This window comes from Streptomyces sp. NPDC030995 (genome assembly GCF_055571215.1).
Window position 1 is genome coordinate 321,953 of record NZ_JBVIFS010000002.1, and the last position, 17,559, is coordinate 339,511.

14 protein-coding genes, 2 tRNA genes and 1 pseudogene are annotated in these 17,559 nt (G+C 72.5%); 16 read left to right on the top strand and 1 reads right to left on the bottom strand.

Annotation, left to right across the window (positions count from 1 at the left end; translation table 11 throughout):
• Positions 1–174 precede the first annotated feature (174 nt).
• The 3 genes from ACZ45T_RS04945 (at position 175) to ACZ45T_RS04955 (ending at position 3,308) form a co-directional block, all read left to right on the top strand.
• Entirely contained in the window at positions 175–1,458 is a 1,284-nt protein-coding gene (locus ACZ45T_RS04945; RefSeq protein ID WP_468437546.1) for a glutamate-5-semialdehyde dehydrogenase, read from the top strand.
• Positions 1,459–1,535: 77 nt separating this feature from the next.
• Positions 1,536–2,090 carry an SCO2584 family spore wall biosynthesis protein gene (locus tag ACZ45T_RS04950; protein WP_468437548.1) on the top strand — a complete coding sequence of 185 codons (555 nt, stop codon included), beginning with the start codon at positions 1,536–1,538 and terminating at the stop codon, positions 2,088–2,090.
• Between the two features lie 72 nt (positions 2,091–2,162).
• Entirely contained in the window at positions 2,163–3,308 is a 1,146-nt protein-coding gene (locus tag ACZ45T_RS04955; RefSeq protein ID WP_468437550.1) for an SCO2583 family membrane protein, read from the top strand.
• On the opposite strand, the gene ACZ45T_RS04960 is transcribed toward ACZ45T_RS04955, so the two are convergent.
• A complete protein-coding gene (locus ACZ45T_RS04960) occupies positions 3,292–4,374 on the bottom strand; it encodes a M48 family metallopeptidase (protein ID WP_468437552.1) in 1,083 nt (360 codons plus the stop codon). The genes ACZ45T_RS04955 and ACZ45T_RS04960 overlap by 17 nt on opposite strands.
• 140 nt (positions 4,375–4,514) lie before the next feature.
• Between ACZ45T_RS04960 and ACZ45T_RS04965 the strand changes: the two genes are divergently transcribed.
• The 13 genes and pseudogenes from ACZ45T_RS04965 to ACZ45T_RS05025 all read left to right on the top strand — a co-directional run.
• On the top strand, positions 4,515–4,682 hold the full coding sequence (locus ACZ45T_RS04965) for a hypothetical protein (protein WP_468437554.1): 168 nt from the start codon (positions 4,515–4,517) through the stop codon (positions 4,680–4,682).
• Between the two features lie 46 nt (positions 4,683–4,728).
• Positions 4,729–5,346: a nicotinate-nucleotide adenylyltransferase gene (gene nadD, locus ACZ45T_RS04970; protein WP_360892938.1), complete on the top strand. Its 618-nt coding sequence runs from the start codon at positions 4,729–4,731 to the stop codon at positions 5,344–5,346.
• A gap of 24 nt (positions 5,347–5,370) precedes the next feature.
• Positions 5,371–7,056 (top strand): LytR C-terminal domain-containing protein, encoded by a 1,686-nt coding sequence (locus ACZ45T_RS04975; protein ID WP_468437557.1) that lies wholly within the window; start codon positions 5,371–5,373, stop codon positions 7,054–7,056.
• A gap of 107 nt (positions 7,057–7,163) precedes the next feature.
• Positions 7,164–7,610, top strand: coding sequence for a ribosome silencing factor (rsfS, locus tag ACZ45T_RS04980; RefSeq protein ID WP_468437559.1), 447 nt, complete (start codon positions 7,164–7,166; stop codon positions 7,608–7,610).
• Entirely contained in the window at positions 7,607–8,263 is a 657-nt protein-coding gene (locus ACZ45T_RS04985; protein WP_468438013.1) for a histidine phosphatase family protein, read from the top strand. Before rsfS ends, ACZ45T_RS04985 begins: the two co-directional genes overlap by 4 nt.
• 133 nt (positions 8,264–8,396) lie before the next feature.
• Positions 8,397–8,469, top strand: a tRNA-Ala gene (locus ACZ45T_RS04990).
• A 144-nt stretch (positions 8,470–8,613) separates the two neighbouring features.
• A complete protein-coding gene (locus ACZ45T_RS04995) occupies positions 8,614–8,847 on the top strand; it encodes a hypothetical protein (RefSeq protein WP_008738908.1) in 234 nt (77 codons plus the stop codon).
• A gap of 131 nt (positions 8,848–8,978) precedes the next feature.
• Positions 8,979–9,051, top strand: a tRNA-Ala gene (locus ACZ45T_RS05000).
• Positions 9,052–9,298: 247 nt separating this feature from the next.
• On the top strand, positions 9,299–12,169 hold the full coding sequence (gene leuS / locus ACZ45T_RS05005) for a leucine--tRNA ligase (RefSeq protein WP_468437561.1): 2,871 nt from the start codon (positions 9,299–9,301) through the stop codon (positions 12,167–12,169).
• A gap of 130 nt (positions 12,170–12,299) precedes the next feature.
• A complete protein-coding gene (locus ACZ45T_RS05010) occupies positions 12,300–13,094 on the top strand; it encodes a hypothetical protein (protein ID WP_468437563.1) in 795 nt (264 codons plus the stop codon).
• Positions 13,095–13,177: 83 nt separating this feature from the next.
• Positions 13,178–14,023: a DegV family protein gene (locus tag ACZ45T_RS05015; protein ID WP_468437565.1), complete on the top strand. Its 846-nt coding sequence runs from the start codon at positions 13,178–13,180 to the stop codon at positions 14,021–14,023.
• A 98-nt stretch (positions 14,024–14,121) separates the two neighbouring features.
• The gene (locus tag ACZ45T_RS05020; RefSeq protein ID WP_468437567.1) at positions 14,122–15,063 is read left to right on the top strand and encodes a ComEA family DNA-binding protein; all 942 of its coding nucleotides are present in this window, start codon (positions 14,122–14,124) and stop codon (positions 15,061–15,063) included.
• A gap of 146 nt (positions 15,064–15,209) precedes the next feature.
• Positions 15,210–17,435, top strand: a pseudogene (locus ACZ45T_RS05025) (ComEC/Rec2 family competence protein); the annotation flags it as partial.
• Positions 17,436–17,559 lie beyond the last annotated feature (124 nt).

Consider the following 17,559-nt stretch of genomic DNA (forward strand, 5'->3'; position numbering starts at 1 on the left):
CGGCTCCTTCAACCCGGCCGGGCGCACATCCAGCCCCACCGGCGTTTGAGGCGCGGGGTCTGGGGCGGAGCCCCAGGCCCTTCCAGCCCGTCCGGCCCCGCGCAGCGGTAGTGGCGCCGTCTCGCGGGGTGAAACCCCATCGGCGGGGTATCGGCAGGGGATTACCCTGGCGGCATGACCTCGCTCGATGCCGCCATCGCCACCTCACCCGTCCTGGCCACCGCGCAGCGGTCCCGCACGGCCGCCGCCACGCTCGCCCCACTCCCGCGGTCCGCCAAGGACACCGCCCTGCTGGCGATCGCGGACGCGCTGGAGGCCCGTACGGCCGAGATCATCGCGGCCAACGCCGTGGACACGGACAAGGCCCGCGCCGCCGGTACCAGCGAGACCGTCATCGACCGCCTGACCCTCACCGCGGACCGTGTCGCCGCCATCGCCTCCGACGTGCGCGACGTCGCAGCCCTGCCCGACCCCGTCGGCGAGGTCGTCCGCGGCAACACCCTGCCCAACGGCATCGACATCCGGCAGATCCGCGTCCCGCTCGGCGTCGTCGGCATCATCTACGAGGCCCGCCCCAACGTCACCGTGGACGCCGCCGCCCTCTGCCTCAAGTCGGGCAACGCGGTCCTCCTGCGCGGCAGCTCCTCCGCGTACTCCTCGAACACCGCGCTCGTCGCCATCCTGCGCGACGCCGTCGAGAGCGCCGGCCTGCCCGCCGACGCGATCCAGCTCGTCCCCGGCGAGTCCCGCGACTCCGTCCGCGAGCTGATGCGCGCCCGCGGCCTGGTCGACGTGCTCATCCCGCGCGGCGGCGCCTCCCTCATCAAGACCGTGGTCGAGGAGTCCACCGTTCCGGTCATCGAGACCGGTACCGGCAACTGCCACGTCTACGTCGACGCCCAGGCCGATCTGGACATGGCCGTGGACATCCTCATCAACTCCAAGGCCCAGCGGCCCTCCGTCTGCAACTCCGCCGAGACCCTCCTCGTCCACCGCGACATCGCCGACGCCTTCCTGCCGCGCGCCCTCGACGCGCTCGCCGACGCCGGCGTCACCGTGCACGGCGACGCCCGGGTCCTCGCCGCCGCCGAAGGCACCAAGGTCACCGCGCTGCCCGCCACCGACGAGGACTGGGCCGCCGAGTACCTCTCCTACGACATCGCGGCCGGCGTCGTGGACTCCCTCGACGACGCCGTCACCCACATCCGCCGCTGGACCTCCGGTCACACCGAGGCGATCGTGACCACCTCGCAGGCCGCCGCGCGCCGCTTCACCCAGCTGGTCGACTCGACCACGGTTGCCGTGAATGCATCCACTCGGTTCACCGACGGTGGCCAGTTCGGCTTCGGCGCCGAGATCGGCATCTCCACCCAGAAGCTGCACGCCCGGGGCCCCATGGGCCTTCCCGAGCTCACCTCCACCAAGTACATCGTCACCGGCGACGGTCACATCCGGTAGCCACTCCTTGAACACGGTGTGGCCGGAATTCGGCGCACACCCTGCCCAAAGGCGCCCCCCAGGTCTAGGCTGGTCCTGTGCCGGACGACGTGGGGGGCAAGCCGTTCCCGGACGACGGGGAGCCCGACGACGACCGCGGAGGCGCGGATCAGGACTTCGCCTCCGTGGTGTTCGACGAGGCCTTCGTCCGGAACGCCGAGATTCATGAACCGAGCGCCGCCGAGCGCCAGCGGGCGGCCGACCGGGCCCGTGCGGAGGCCGAAGCGGCCCGCGCCGTCGCCGGCGGCTGGACGGGCGACGACGACTACGACAACTACGGCTACGGCCACCCCGACGGGTACGACGCCGACGACCACGGCTGGGACCACGACCGCAGCTACGGCTACCCCGACGGCCCGTACGGGGCCTACGGCGGCAGCCTGCGCCCCTACCGCGGCCGCTCGCCCTGGCTGCGCCCGGTCGCCTGGGTGCTCGCCTTCGTGATGGGCCTCGGCATGGTCGCGCTCGCCTTCAGCGCCGTCTACCGCAGCGCCTCGGGCGAGGCGGAACCCGCCCCGGCGCCCGCCAGCACCCCGCTGCGCGAAGTCACCGGCGTCGGCGCGTTTACGTACCCCTCCGACCGCCAACCCTGAAGGTACGACCCCACTCGCATACGTACGCCCGAGCTGGGGGCTTCTCTGAAGCGGGGACAGCGGGGAGAAGCGATGGCCGTTCCAGGAGACCCACCCAACGGCACCCCCGAGGGCATCGGCGGGGGCGACGACGAATTCAGGTCGGACGAGTACCGATCGGTCGTGTTCGACGAGGACTTCGTCCGGGCTGCCCGGCTCCAGGAGTTCTCGGCACAAGAACGCATGGGCGAGCACGCCCGGGCCGTACGCAGCCGCTCCATGTGGTCGAGCGGCGGCTCCCTGTCCGGAACCGGCACGCCCGGCCGGGGCGCCCGCCAGGGCATGCTGCTCGTGCTGCTCATCGCCACGGCCTTCGCCGCCGCCGTCTACCTCGGGCTGCGCAACCCCTACGTGCCCCCGCCCGGGGGACCCGCCGAGGCACTCAGCAGCACGGTGGTCCCGCTCGCGCCGGCCACCGCCGTGCCCGGCGGGCGACCGGCCGAGCTGTACGCGAAGAGCCCCGCCGCCGACTACCGCGTCGGGGCGGCCGGGATCACCCTGCCCGCGGTGCGCCGCACGCACCACTTCACCGACGTCCAGGTCGTCACCGCGCTGTCCATCGCCAAGGACTACCTGGTGCAGTCCTCGCTGGACCCCGACATCCTGTCGGGCGCCGGCTCCCGGCCGGTGCGGGTCCTGCTCGACCCCGACCAGCTGGCGCAGTTCGACCGCAGCATGACCTCGCCCTCCGGCGACGGCCGGCACGCGGCCACCGGCTGGCTGGTCCGCTTCGACCCGGCCACCGCCGTCGTGGCCGACTCCCGGGTGCGGGTGAGCGGAACCCTCGCTTTCGAGGAGGTGGCCCCGGAGGTGCTGGAGGTGACCACCGACCACACCTTCGTCTACGCCGTACGCCCGGCCACCGGAGTCCCGGCCGCGGCCGACGGCGCCTCGCTCTTCACCGTCCGGCGCGAGCTGCGGATCCGCTTCGACCGGGAGGACCTGGGAGCCCGGCGCCTGGAGCTGGCCTCGGCCTATGTGATGGCCGGACCGCAGGACTGCTCCGCCGACCCTGCCGCGGGCTTCCGCCCGCTCCTGGCCGGTGCGGCCCCGACCACGGTGGGTCCGGCCGCGAGCGACCCGTACGTCAGCGGCCACCCGCGGCGCACGGCCGGGCTGTGCGGCGTACTGGCGCAGCCCGCGACCCCCGCGGCCACTCCCGTCAGCCCTGGTCCGTAGCCCCGCCCTTGCCCTCGGACCCGGCACCCGCGCCGGAGCCGGATCCCGTGCCGGTGAACTTGTCGCGGAGCTTTCCGCCCAGGTCGCCCGCGCCACCGGCGATGTCGCCGACCAGCTTCATCAGCGGATCCTTGCTGGTGCGCACCGAGTCGGCGTAGTGCGCGGCGGACTGCCGGAAGGAGTCGGTCACCGAGGTGTCCTTGTCCTCGTCCCGCCGCGGGTAGTGGCCGTCCATGATCCGCTGGAAGTCGCGGTTCTCCGACCACTTCTTCAGCTCGGCCGCGCGCACCGTGGTGAAGGGGTGCGTCCGGGGCAGCACATTCATGATCTTCAGCACGGAGTCGCGCAGATCGCCGCTCGCGTCGTACTCCTCGGCCTGGGCCAGGAAGGCGTCCACATTCATCTCGTGGAGGTGGTTGCCGCCCGCGATCTTCATCAGCCCCCGCATCGAGGCCTGCACGTCCTGCCCCACCAGGAGCCCGGCCCGGTCGGCCGAAAGCTCCGACTTGCGGAACCACTCCCGCAGGGCGGTCACGATCGCCATGATCGCCACATTGCCCAGCGGGATCCACGCGACCTTCAGCGCCAGATTCGTCAGGAACAGCAGGATCGTGCGGTACACGGAGTGCCCCGACAGGGCGTGGCCCACCTCGTGGCCCACCACCGCCCGCATCTCCTCCTCGTCGAGCAGCTCGACCAGGCCCGTGGTCACCACGATGATCGGCTCGTCCAGCCCGATGCACAGGGCATTGGGCTTCGGGTCCTGCTGCACGTACATCTGCGGGACCTTCTCCAGGTCCAGGATGTAACAGGCGTCGCGGAGCATCGCGTGGAGGTGCGGGAACTGCGTCTCGCCCACCCGCACCGAGTCCGACAGGAACAGCAGGCGCAGGCTCCGCTCCGGCAGCAGCCCGCTCAGGGCCTTGAACACCGTGTCGAAGCCGCTCAGCTTGCGCAGGGCCACGAGGGCGGAGCGGTCCGCCGGATGCTCGTAGGCCCGAGAGGAGATACCGGGGAACCTCCTGCGGTCCCGTGCCGGTGCCTTCTCGAATCCCGTCGCCGTCATTGCGCCCTCCCCTGGATAGACCTGACCGACCTTGCGTCTATCCTCTCCAACGCCTGAGTCGGCGCGAGCGTGCCCCAGGCCCCCGCATACGATGTGAGCGAAGTCTCCGCCCGCTCCCCGACTCGATAGGTACCTGCCTGATGAGCCTCTCCTCCACCGCCCACAACCTGGTCGTCCTCGCCTCGGAGGGGGCCGAGCAGCACGGCGGCAACCACGACAGCCTCAACCCCTACCTGACCGGCGGCGGGGCCTTCGTCATCCTCCTGCTGCTGCTCTGGGTGACCACGCGCCTGAACCGCGACCGCTGAGCCCGACGAGACCGCAGCGTTCGCCGGGCCAGTAGGCTCTGCGCTCATGGGAGAGCAGGAGATGCCTACCGGTCCGGTCAAGCGCCGGCTCGGCGTGATGGGCGGGACATTCGACCCGATCCACCACGGACACCTGGTGGCCGCCAGCGAGGTGGCCGCTCTTTTCCACCTCGACGAGGTGGTGTTCGTGCCGACCGGCGAGCCGTGGCAGAAGTCGCAGCGGGCGGTCTCGCCCGCCGAGGACCGCTACCTGATGACGGTCATCGCCACGGCCTCGAACCCTCAGTTCTCGGTGAGCCGCATCGACATCGACCGCGGCGGGCCGACGTACACGATCGACACCCTGCGGGACCTGAAGGCGCTGAACGATGACGCCGATCTGTTCTTCATCACGGGTGCCGACGCGCTCGCACAGATCCTGACCTGGCGAAACGCCGACGAGCTCTTCTCGCTCGCCCATTTCATCGGTGTCACGCGGCCGGGCCACGTGCTCACCGACGACGGGCTGCCCAAGGGCGGCGTCTCCCTGGTCGAGGTGCCCGCGCTGGCGATTTCGTCCACGGACTGCCGTGCGAGGGTCGCCCAGGGGGATCCTGTCTGGTACTTGGTGCCCGACGGCGTGGTGCGCTACATCGACAAGCGTGAGCTGTACCGGGGAGCCTGAGCTTCCGGAGAGAGGGGCCCCGCGGTGAACGACCGACAGGATCCGTACGACCCGTATGCCGCCCAGGAGCAGCAGCTCATCGGCTACGACGCGTACGGGCGGCCGGTGTACGGCCAGGCGCCCGCCCAGCCCGCCCAGCCCGCTGCGCACTACGAGCAGCAGCAGTACGGCTACGACTACCAGGGCTATGCCCAGCAGCCGCAGCAGCAGCCGTACTACCCGCCGCAGCCGGCCGCCCAGGAGTACGGGCAGCAGCAGTACCCGCAGGCACCGGCCTACGGGTACGACACGCAGCAGACCCAGCAGTGGATCCCGCAGCAGACCGCCCCGGAGCCCGCGGCACCCGAGGCACCCCCGGCGCCCCCGGCCCGGCCCGCGCCCGCCGAGCGGCCGGCCGCCCACGTCCCCGAGCCGCGCCGCCCCGAGGGCGAGCCCGAGGCGGGGCGGGACTACCGCACCGAGATGTTCGCCTTCATCGACCAGCCGGACGAGGAGTCCGAGGACGTCATCGACTGGCTCAAGTTCACCGAGAGCCGGACCGAGCGCCGCGAGGAGGCCCGCCGCCGCGGCCGCAACCGGGTGGTGGCGCTGATCGTCGTCCTCGCTCTGTTCGTCGTCGGCGGCCTCGGCTACCTCTGGTACGCGGGCAAGCTGCCGTTCCTCGACGGCCCCGGCGAGAAGAAGAACGCCGCGAGCGCCGACCCGGCGGCGCAGAAGCGGGACATGATCGTCGTCCACGTGCACAACACCAAGAAGGGCGGCACCTCCTCGGCGCTGCTCGTCGACAACGTCACCACCAAGCAGGGCGCGACCGTCCTGCTGCCCAACGCCCTCGGCGTCACCAACCAGGACGGGACCGCCACGGCACTGGGCAAGGCCGTCGAGGAGGGCGGCCTCGGCACCCGCGAAGCCCTCGACTCGGTCCTCGGCACCCACATCGGCGGCACCTGGCGCCTGGACACCCCCTTCCTGGAGAACCTGGTCGAGCTGGTCGGCGGCATCGAGGTCGACACCGACGCCGCGGTGCCGGCGGACGACGCGGCCAAGGCCCCGGCCGTGGCGCAGGGCCCGAAGCAGAGCCTGAGCGGCCCGATGGCCGTCGCGTACGCCACGTACCGCGGCCAGGGCGAACCGGAGGCCAAGCAGCTGGAGCGCACGGGCAAGGTGCTCCAGGCGGTCCTGCGCAAGGTTCCGGGCGATGCGAAGGCGGCGGCCGTGATGGTCGAGAGCATCGGCCAGATCCTCGACCCGGCCCTGAACGCGCAGACCCTCGGGGCCCTGCTGTCCCGGCTCGGCGAGCACGCCAAGGTGGGCGCGTACCGCACCGACCTCCTCACGGTGAAGCCGGACGGCACGCTCACGGACGAGGCCAACAAGAGCGTCGTCAAGGAGGTGCTGGGCGGTTCGGGCGCGCAGGCGCAGCCCGGCGCCGCCCCGCGCGTCGGACTCAAGGACGCCACCGGCGACGACAAGACGCAGGTCGCGGCGAAGGCGGCGCTGATGAACGGCGGCTACACCTTCGTGGACGGCGGCAAGGCCGACAAGACCGCGGCCGCCTCGCAGATCACCTACCAGGACGACGCGCAGCGCGACCGCGCGATCGAGGTCGCCAAGACGCTGGGGCTGCCCGAGACGGTCGTGAAGAAGGCCGAGAACGCCGTGAACGCGGAGGTCGTGGTGATCCTGGGCAAGGACTACAAGGCGTCCTGACGGGCTCCGAGAGGTGCATTCGCCCGCGCGGGCCGTTCCGCGCGGGCGGTGTCGGCGGTACATGAGACCCTTGTATGGATCTGCCCGCCAACCCGAAAGCATGGCCAGTGACCGCCACGGACCGCTCCATCGAGCTCATCACCGCCGCCGCCCAGGCTGCGGCCGACCGGCTCGCGCACGACATCATCGCGTACGACGTCAGCGACGTGCTGTCGATCACCGACGCCTTCCTGCTCGCCTCCGCGCCCAACGACCGCCAGGTCAAGTCGATCGTCGACGAGATCGAGGAGCGCCTGCTCAAGGAGCTCGGCGCCAAGCCGGTGCGCCGCGAGGGCGACCGCGACGCCCGCTGGATCCTGCTCGACTACATCGACATCGTCGTCCACGTCCAGCACAGCGAGGAGCGTGTCTTCTACGCGCTGGAGCGCCTGTGGAAGGACTGCCCCGAGATCGAGCTCCCCGAGGACGCCAAGCTCACCATCGGCAAGGCCGAGGAGCACGCCAAGCTGCGCGAGGCGGCGGGCGACGACGATCTGGACGGTGATCTGTTCTGAGCGCCACCACCACGGGCAAGTCCGGTAGGAAGATCGTCCTCTGGCGGCACGGCCAGACCTCGTGGAACCTGGAGCGACGCTTCCAGGGCTCCACGGACATCGAGCTGACCGAGGCGGGTGTGGTGCAGGCGCGCCGCTCCGCGCGGTTGCTCGCCTCGCTGAAGCCGGACGCCATCGTGGCCTCCGACCTCCGGCGCGCCTCCGCCACGGCAGCCGAGCTGGCCGCCGTCACGGGGCTGCCCGTGGCGCACGACGCGGCGCTGCGCGAGACGTACGCCGGCGAGTGGCAGGGCCTCACGCACGACGAGATCCTCGCGAAGTACGGCGAGCAGTACGCCGCGTGGAAGCGCGGCGAGCCGGTCCGCCGTGGCGGCGGTGAACTGGAGACCGAGGTCGCCGACCGCGCCGCGCCGGTGGTGCTGGAACACCTCGCCCGGCTGCCGAAGAGCGGCACCCTCGTCGTGGTCAGCCACGGCGGCACCATCCGTACGACGATCGGGCGCCTGCTGGGCCTGGACTCGTCGGACTGGGAGAGCCTGGGCGGCCTCTCCAACTGCTGCTGGTCCGTCCTCGGTGAGGGCGCGCGCGGCTGGCGTCTGATGGAGCACAACGCCGGCACGCTGCCGGAACCGGTGCTCGGCGACGACGACTGAGCAGCTCCCTGCCGCTCCCCGGCGCTCCCTGCCGGGGCCGCCACCCGGATTTCACTTTCCGGCTGGTCACAGGCTAGAGTTCTTCTTGTTCGCAGCGCAGAACACCGGAGACGGGGGGAGCGCGGCGGAGAGCGGGGCTATAGCTCAGTTGGTAGAGCGCCTGCATGGCATGCAGGAGGTCAGGAGTTCAATTCTCCTTAGCTCCACAATCAGGATCCCGTCCCCAACAGGGGGCGGGGTCCTTGTTTTTGTGCCCTTTGCGTTTGCTGACCCCGCCCGCACCGGCATGGCAGAATCGGACCGCCGGAGGGGGAGATCACGGCCCCGACGCGGGAGGGAGTCGCTGACGGATGGGTGCACACCGGCGCCGGTGCGACTGGTGCAACAACGGCACGCCGATCGTGCGGGACATGGACCCCGTCAACCCCGACTACCAGTACTGGTGCGAGGAATGCGCGCGGGCGCTGATCATAAAAGGCGACCCGATCGAGACGTACCGAGAGCTGGAAGGGGAGCCGATCTACGGGCGGCTGCTCGACGAGCACTGCACGCTGAAGCGGTTCTATCAGTTCGCCAGAGCGTGACAAGACGGATCAAAGCGGACATGGCCCGTGGTGGGTGGAAACCGATTTTTGGACCAGGGCCATGACCGTGTAATGTTTGGGACGTCGCCAAGGGGAACCGGCAAGGGAAACCGAAGCGGCAAGCAGAACAAGGGGCTATAGCTCAGTTGGTAGAGCGCCTGCATGGCATGCAGGAGGTCAGGAGTTCAATTCTCCTTAGCTCCACAGTGAAGAAGCGGGCCACCCGGATCGGGTGGCCCGCTTCTCGTTGTGCGGTCGTCCGAGCGGGCGCCGCGGGTGCTGCGGTACCCTGACGCCATGCGTGCCGTACGCCTTCTGCTTACCGAGCCGCGCTGATCAGTACCGACCCCACGAGACGGTCGGCCTCGGCGCGGCGCCCCCTCCTGTGCGAGGGGTTTTTTCGTTTGGGCAGGCAGAGACGGCAGAGACGATCGATGGAGCTTCAGAAATCATGAGCGAGACGAACACCCCGGCCCCCGAGGCGGCCGAGGCGCACCGCTACACGGCTGCCATGGCCGCCGACATCGAGGCACGCTGGCAGGACGTATGGGACGCGCAGGGCACGTACGAGGCCCCGAACCCGACCGGTGACCTGGCCGGGGACCCGGCGGTGGTCGCACGGCCCAAGAAGTTCATCATGGACATGTTCCCGTACCCGTCCGGTGCGGGCCTGCACGTCGGCCACCCGCTCGGGTACATCGCCACCGACGTCTTCGCCCGCCACCAGCGGATGACCGGCCACAACGTCCTGCACACCCTGGGCTTCGACGCCTTCGGCCTGCCGGCCGAGCAGTACGCCGTGCAGACCGGCACGCACCCGCGCGTGTCGACCGAGGCGAACATCGAGAACATGAAGGTCCAGCTGCGCCGGCTGGGCCTGGGCCACGACAAGCGCCGGTCCTTCGCGACGATCGACCCGGACTACTACAAGTGGACGCAGTGGATCTTCCTGCAGATCTACAACTCCTGGTACGACGCGGACGCGGGCAAGGCCCGGCCGGTCACCGAGCTGGTCGCCGCCTTCGAGGACGGCTCCCGCGAGGTTCCCGGAGGCCGTGACTGGGCCGCGCTGACCGCGGGCGAGCGGGCCGACGTACTGAACGAGTACCGGCTGGCGTACTCCTCGGACGCGCCCGTGAACTGGTGCCCCGGGCTGGGCACCGTACTGGCCAACGAGGAGGTCACCGCGGACGGCCGTTCCGAGCGCGGCAACTTCCCGGTCTTCAAGTCCCGGCTGAGCCAGTGGAACATGCGGATCACCGCGTACGCCGACCGGCTGCTGGACGACCTGGACGCGCTGGACTGGCCCGAGGCCATCAAGCTGCAGCAGCGCAACTGGATCGGCCGCAGCGAGGGCGCGCGCGTCGACTTCGCGCTGGGCGACGAGGCCATCACCGTCTTCACCACCCGTCCGGACACCCTGTTCGGCGCCACCTACATGGTGCTGGCGCCCGAGCACCCGCTGGTCGAGAAGTTCATCCCGGCCGCCTGGCCCGAGGGCACCCACGACGTGTGGACCGGCGGGCACGCCACGCCGGCGGAGGCCGTCGCGGCGTACCGCAAGCAGGCCGCCTCGAAGTCGGACGTCGAGCGGCAGGCCGAGGCCAAGGACAAGACCGGTGTCTTCACCGGCGAGTACGCGGTCAACCCGGTCAGCGGCGCCAAGGTCCCGGTCTTCATCGCCGACTACGTGCTGATGGGCTACGGCACCGGCGCGATCATGGCCGTTCCGGCCCACGACAGCCGCGACTTCGAGTTCGCGCGCGCCTTCGAGCTGCCGATGCGGTGCGTCGTGCAGCCCTCGGACGGGCGCGGGACCGACCCGGCCGAATGGGACGACGCCTTCGTCTCCTACGACGCGAAGCTGGTCAACTCGACGGGCGAGGGCATCGCGCTGGACGGCCTGGGCGTCGTCGAGGCGAAGGCCACGATCACCGCCTGGCTGGCCGAGCGCGGCATCGGCGAGGGCACGGTCAACTTCCGGCTGCGCGACTGGCTGTTCAGCCGTCAGCGCTACTGGGGCGAGCCCTTCCCGATCGTCTACGACGAGGACGGCGTCGCGCACTCGCTGCCCGAGTCGATGCTGCCGCTGGAACTGCCGGAGGTCGAGGACTACTCGCCGCGCACCTTCGAGCCGGACGACGCCACCTCCAAGCCGGAGACCCCGCTGTCCCGCAACGAGTCGTGGGTCAACGTCGAGCTGGACCTGGGCGACGGCCGCGGCACCCGCTCCTTCCGGCGCGAGACCAACACCATGCCGAACTGGGCCGGTTCCTGCTGGTACGAGCTGCGCTACCTGGACCCGAACAACGCGTCGGCGCTGGTCGACCCGGAGATCGAGCAGTACTGGATGGGCCCGCGCGAGGGCGCTCCGCACGGCGGTGTCGACCTGTACGTGGGTGGCGCCGAGCACGCGGTGCTGCACCTGCTGTACGCGCGCTTCTGGTCCAAGGTGCTGTTCGACCTGGGGCACGTCTCCTCGGCGGAGCCGTTCCACAAGCTGTTCAACCAGGGCATGATCCAGGCGTACGCCTACACCGACGCACGCGGCGTCTACGTGCCCGCGGCCGAGGTCGAGGAGCGCGACGGCGGCTACTTCCACCAGGGCCAGCCGGTCAAGCGCGAGCACGGCAAGATGGGCAAGTCCCTGAAGAACGCCGTCACGCCGGACGAGATCTGCGAGGAGTACGGCGCCGACACGCTGCGTCTGTACGAGATGGCGATGGGTCCGCTGGACGTCTCGCGTCCGTGGGACACCCGGGCCGTGGTCGGCCAGTACCGGCTGCTGCAGCGCCTGTGGCGCAACATCGTCGACGAGGAGACGGGCGCCGTCACCGTCGTGGACGGCGAGCCGGGCGAGGACACCCTGCGCGCGCTGCACAAGGCGATCGACGGGGCCGGCGCGGACCTGGCGGGGCTGCGCTTCAACACCGCCATCGCGAAGATCACCGAGCTGAACAACGCGCTGACGAAGGCCGGTCGCCCGCTGGAGCGCTCCGTCGCGGAGTCCCTGGTGCTGCTGGTCGCCCCGCTGGCCCCGCACATCGCGGAGGAGCTGTGGCACCGGCTGGGCCACAGCGAATCGGTGGTCCACCAGGACTTCCCGGTCGCGGACCCGGCGTACGTCGTGGACGAGAGCGTGACCTGCGTGGTGCAGGTCAAGGGCAAGGTCAAGGCGCGGCTGGAGGTGTCGCCGACGATCTCGGAGGCGGAGCTGGAGCAGCTGGCCGTGACCGACGAGGGTGTCGTCGCGGCGCTGGGCGGCGCGGAGATCCGCAAGGTGATCGTGCGCGCGCCGAAGCTGGTCAACATCGTCATCTGACGTCACCCGGCCTCCCATGGGGGACATCCCGTACGGGCAGGTTGGGGGTTCGAATGGAACCCCCGACCTGCCCGTGGCGTTTACGGTGGAGGGGACGGACAAACGTGCGGGGACTGGGGAAGGGACACTCATGGAGGCCGCGTTGATCATCTTCGCGCTGGTGATGTTTTTCGCCTTCCTGGGCCTGGGCGTGTATGCGACCGTCAAGGTGGTGGGGGCGGCCAAGCGCGGCGTGGACCGCACCCTCACGCAGGCCCGCCGGACGGTGGAGGACACCACCTTGAAGGCGAAGAGCTTCGGCCAGGTCGGGGTCACGGGGGCGCTGGCGCAGCTGCGGCTCGACCTGAGGACCTCGATGCGGGCCACGCAGCAGGCGCTGCACGACGGGGTCAAGGCGGACGCCTCGCTGAGGGAGTCCATCGGGCTGTTCGAGCGGCTGAGCGCACACGGGTACGAGCTGGACGACGAGCTGAAGCGGCTGGAGCAGGATCCGGACCGCAAGCGGATCGCCGACAGCCTGCCGGACCTGCGCGAACGGACGACCAAGATCATGCAGGCCGCGGACTCGCTGCGGTGGGCGGCGCGTGACCGCGCCCGCCGTTTCGCGGAGGACGACCTGTCCACGCTGTCGGCCCAGATCGAGGTCGAGTCCGGTGCGCTACGGGACTGGTCGCGCGGGTCGGTGGACGACCTGACGGCGGCGGCCGCGGCGTGGGACGCGGCGCAGGCGAGCGGGTCTGCGGCGGGGCCGGCTCAGGGGCACGGGCCCGCGGCGGGTCAGGCGCAGGCGCCGTCGCAGGCATCGGCATCGGCGTCGGCGTCGGGCGGTTGGGGCGCGGAGCCGCGGCCGGCCGCCTTGAACCCGGCCGCTCCGGCGACCCCGTACCCCTGGCAGAAGGCGCGGCGGCCGGAGAGCACGACGTAGTTTCAGCCCCGCAGGGCGGCGGGAAGGCCCCGACGAGGGGCCCAGGCTGCCGTCCTGCCCCCACTGGCGGTAACCTCCGGCTCATGTCCCGCCATGTCGCCATCGTCACCGATTCCACGGCCTACCTGCCCCGACCGGCCATGGCGCGGCACGGAATCACCGCCGTCCCGCTCACCGTGGTGCTCGGCGGCGAGGCACTCGAGGAGGGCACCGAGATCTCGGCGCGCAGCCTGGCCCTGGCCCTGCAGAAGCGCCGCTCGGTCACCACCTCGCGCCCCAGCCCGGAGGAGTTCGTCCGGGCCTACCGGGACGCGGCGGACGCCGGGGCCACCGGCATCGTCAGCCTGCACCTGTCCGCCGAGTTCTCCGGCACCTACGACGCCGCCGTGGTCGCCGCCAGGACCGCGCCCGTGCCCGTACGCGTCGTGGACACCGGCATGGTCGCGATGGCCCTCGGCTTCTGTGCGCTCGCCGCCGCCGAGGTGGCCGAGGCGGGCGGTTCCGTGGACGAGGCCGTGGCCGCCGCCGAGAAGCGGGCGGCGGACATGTCCGCGTACTTCTACGTCGACACCCTCGACTACCTCCGCCGCGGCGGCCGGATCGGGGCCGCGCAGGCCCTCCTCGGCTCGGCCCTCGCGGTGAAGCCCCTGCTGACGCTGGACGGGGGGCGGATCGAGATGCTGGAGAAGGTGCGGACGGCGTCCAAGGCCATCGCCCGCCTGGAGGAGCTGGCCGTCGAGCGCGCCGGGTCCGCGAGCGTCGACGTGGCGGTGCACCACCTGGCGGCTCCGGAGCGGGCCGAGAAGCTGGCCGAGCGGCTGCGCGAGCGCATCCCCGGACTGGTCGAGCTGCACGTCAGCGAGGTCGGTGCGGTGATCGGCGCGCACACCGGGCCGGGGCTGCTCGCGGCGGTCGTCTCACCCCGCTGATCACCGGAACGAGTGGTCGGGTTATCCACAACGGGCCCGCTGTCCACCGGAATTGAAGGCTCCGAACGGCGGTCGGGATGGGCCCCTACGGTCGTGGCATGACTCTTCGAACGCGTATGTCGCATCCGTCGGGCGCCACCAGTGGCCCGGGCCGCTCCTCTCTCTCCGACAGCCGTCTCCGGCACCGCCGTGGCCGCCGCGGCCCACGCCCTGCCGGCCGCCGGGCTCCTGATCCGGAGCCGGGCGCGGTACGGCTGAGGGCCGAAGCCCTGCTGGGCGGCAGCAGCCCGCCACCGGCCGCCGTGGAGGCCCGGGCAGAGCCGGAGGATCCGCCCCAGGAGGCGGCCGGGCTGTCCTGCGGGACCGCGCGGTGGCTGGCCGTGCGGGAGCGGCTGCCGCTGTGGGTGCAGGCCCGCTGCGGGGTGGAGCCGCGCACGGTGGCCGCCGTCGCGGTGGTGCTGGTCGCCGCGCTCGGATTCGCCGCGCAGCAGTTCTGGTCGGGCCGGCCGGCGCCGGTGACGGCCCCCGCGGTGGTCGCCCCGGGGACGGTGGCGGCAGCGGCCACGGCACAGGCCGCGGCGCCGGCCGCTCCGGCGGGTGCGGGCGCAGGTGGGGGCGTCGCGCGGATCGTCGTCGACGTCAGCGGCAAGGTCCGGGAGCCCGGTGTGCTGCGACTGCCCGCTGGTTCGCGGGTGGCGGACGCGCTGGCCGCCGCCGGAGGAGTGCGGCCGGGCACGGACACCACCGGGCTGAACCGGGCCCGGGTGCTGGTGGACGGCGAGCAGGTGCTGGTGGGCGGCCCGGCGCAGCCGCCACCGGCCGCCGGGGCCACCGGCGGACCAAGCCCCGGCCCCCTCAGTCTGGGCACGGCCACGGTCGCGCAGCTGGACGGTCTGCCGGGGGTCGGGCCGGTGCTGGCGCAGCACATCGTCGACTTCCGCACCGCACGCGGTGGCTTCCGTTCCGTGGAGGAGCTCCGCCAGGTCAACGGCATCGGTGAGCGGCGCTTCGCCGACCTGCGCACGCTGGTGCGGCCGTGAACGGCTCCGAGGGCGCGGGCCCGGTGGACCTGCGGCTCGCGGTGCCTGCCGTGGCCGCCTGGGCTGCGGCCGCCCTCGCGCTGGACGCGCCCGCCGGCCGGACCGCCGTCGGGGTGGGGCTGGGGGTGGCCTGCGCGGGGCTGCTGATGCTGGCCGCGGGCCGGCGCCCGGGGCCGCGCTGGAGGATCGCCCCGGCGGTGGCGGCCGCCCTGCTGTGCGCGGCCGCCGGGGCCGGGGTGGCGGGGCTCCAGCGGGCCGAGGCCAGGGCCGGGCCGGTCGCGGGGCTGGCGCGGGAGCATGCCCGCGTGCTCGCCGAGCTCACCGTCGGCTCCGATCCGAGGGCCGCCCGGAGCGGGAGCGGGCCGCCGGTGAGGGTGCTGGACGCGGTGGTGACCCGGGTGACCGGACCCGACGGGGCGAGCACCCGTGTGGAAACCCCGGTGCGGGTACTGGCCGGGCATCCGGGATGGGCCGGACTGCTGCCCTCCACGCGGGTGGTGGTGGTCGCTCGGCTGGCCCCGGCGCGGGGCGGGGAGCGGGCCGTGGCGCTGCTCCGCCCGGCCGTGGACACCCCGCCCCGGGTGATGGGCGGCCCGGACACCGCGCAGCGGCTCGCGGGGCGGTTGCGGGCCGGGCTGCGCGAGGCCACCGAGGGGCTCGCGCCGGATGCCAGGGCCCTGCTGCCGGGGCTGGTCGTCGGGGACACGTCCAGGGTTCCGCCCGATCTGCACGAGGCGTTCCGGGCCACCGACCTGCTGCACCTGCTGGCCGTCTCCGGGTCCAACCTGACCGTGGTGCTGTTCCTGCTCATCGGGCCCCCGGCCCGCGCGCAGCAGGCCGAGCGGAGCGGGCTGGCGCCTCGGCTCGGGCTCTCGCTGCGGGCGACCGCCCTGTGCGGGGCGGCCCTGACGCTGGGGTTCGTGGTGGTGTGCCGGCCGGAGCCGAGCGTGCTGCGGGCCGCGGCGTGCGGGGCGGTGACCCTGCTGGCCATCGCCACCGGGCGGCGCAGGTCGCTGATTCCGGCGCTGGGCGGCGCCGTGCTGCTGCTGGTGCTCTACGACCCGTGGCTGGCCCGCAGTTACGGCTTCCTGCTCTCCGTCCTGGCCACCGGGGCCCTGCTCACCCTCGCCCCCCGGTGGAGCGAAGCACTGCGGCGGCGGGGGACGGGCCCCCGGCTCGCCGAGGCGCTGGGGGCCGCCGCGGCCGCCCAGGCGGTGTGCGCGCCCGTGGTCGCCGTGCTCGCGGCCCGGGTCAGCCTGGTGGCGGTGCCGTGCAATCTGCTGGCCGAGCTGGCGGCAGGTCCGGCGACGGTGCTCGGCTTCGCGGCGCTCGCGGTGGCTCCGCTGTGGATGCCCGCCGCGCAGGTGCTCGCCTGGTGCGCCGGGGTGCCGGCCGGGTGGATCGCGGCCGTGGCCCGGGCCGGGGCGCGGTTTCCGGGGGCCGAGCTGCCCTGGCCGGGCGGGCTCACCGGGGGCGTGCTGCTGGCCGCCGTGACCGTGGCCGTCGTGGGCATCGGGGGCAGGCGGTTCAGGCGGCGGCGGTGGCTCTGCTCCGCGCTGGCGGTGCTGCTGCTCCTGGCCGTGCTGAGGCCGCCGCAGCTCACCCGTACGCTCACCGGCTGGCCCCCGCCCGACTGGAGCTATGTCCAGTGCGCGGTGGGCCAGGGGGACGCCGCCGTACTCGCCGTGGGCCCGGGCGAGGCCCTGGTGGTGGACGCCGGACCGGATCCGGGCGCGGTGGACGGCTGCCTGCGCACCCTGGGCGTGCACCGGGTGCCGATGCTCGTGCTGACGCACTTTCACGCCGACCATGTGGCAGGGCTGTCCGGGGTGCTGCGGGGCCGGTCCGTGGGGGTGATTCAGGTCACCGGACTGGAAGAGCCGCCGGGGCAGGCCGAGTTCGTCCGCCGGACTGCGGCCGCCGCCGGTGTGCCGGTGGTGCGGGCGGCGCAGGGGGAGCGGCGCCGGGCCGGCCCGCTGGAATGGCAGGTGCTGTGGCCGCCGCCGGCCGGACCGCCGCCCGAGGGTCCCAACGATGCGAGCGTCACCCTGCTGGTACGGGCCGCGGGCCTGACCCTGCTGCTGCTCGGCGACCTCGAACCACCCGCACAGCAGGCGCTCTTGAGGGAGCATCCGCATTTGGGCCCGGTGGACGTCCTGAAGGTCGCACACCACGGCTCAGCGCACCAGGACCCCGGGCTGCACGCCCGGATCCGGCCACGGTTCGCGATCGTCCCCGTCGGCGTGGCCAACCGCTACGGGCACCCCGCGCCGGGTACGCTCTCCCGGCTGCGGGCCCTGGGGGCGACCGTACTGCGCACCGACACCGACGGCTCCATCGCCGTCAGCGGAACCGGCGTGCGGCTGCGGGCATTTCCGGCCAGGAGGCGGCGGAGGCGGCTCGCCCCAACCGGGCGCGGCCATTCTGTTTGCCCCCAACCCGACAGCATGATCGAATTTGTTTTCGCCAGAACGGTCCAGGTCCACACAGCACGGG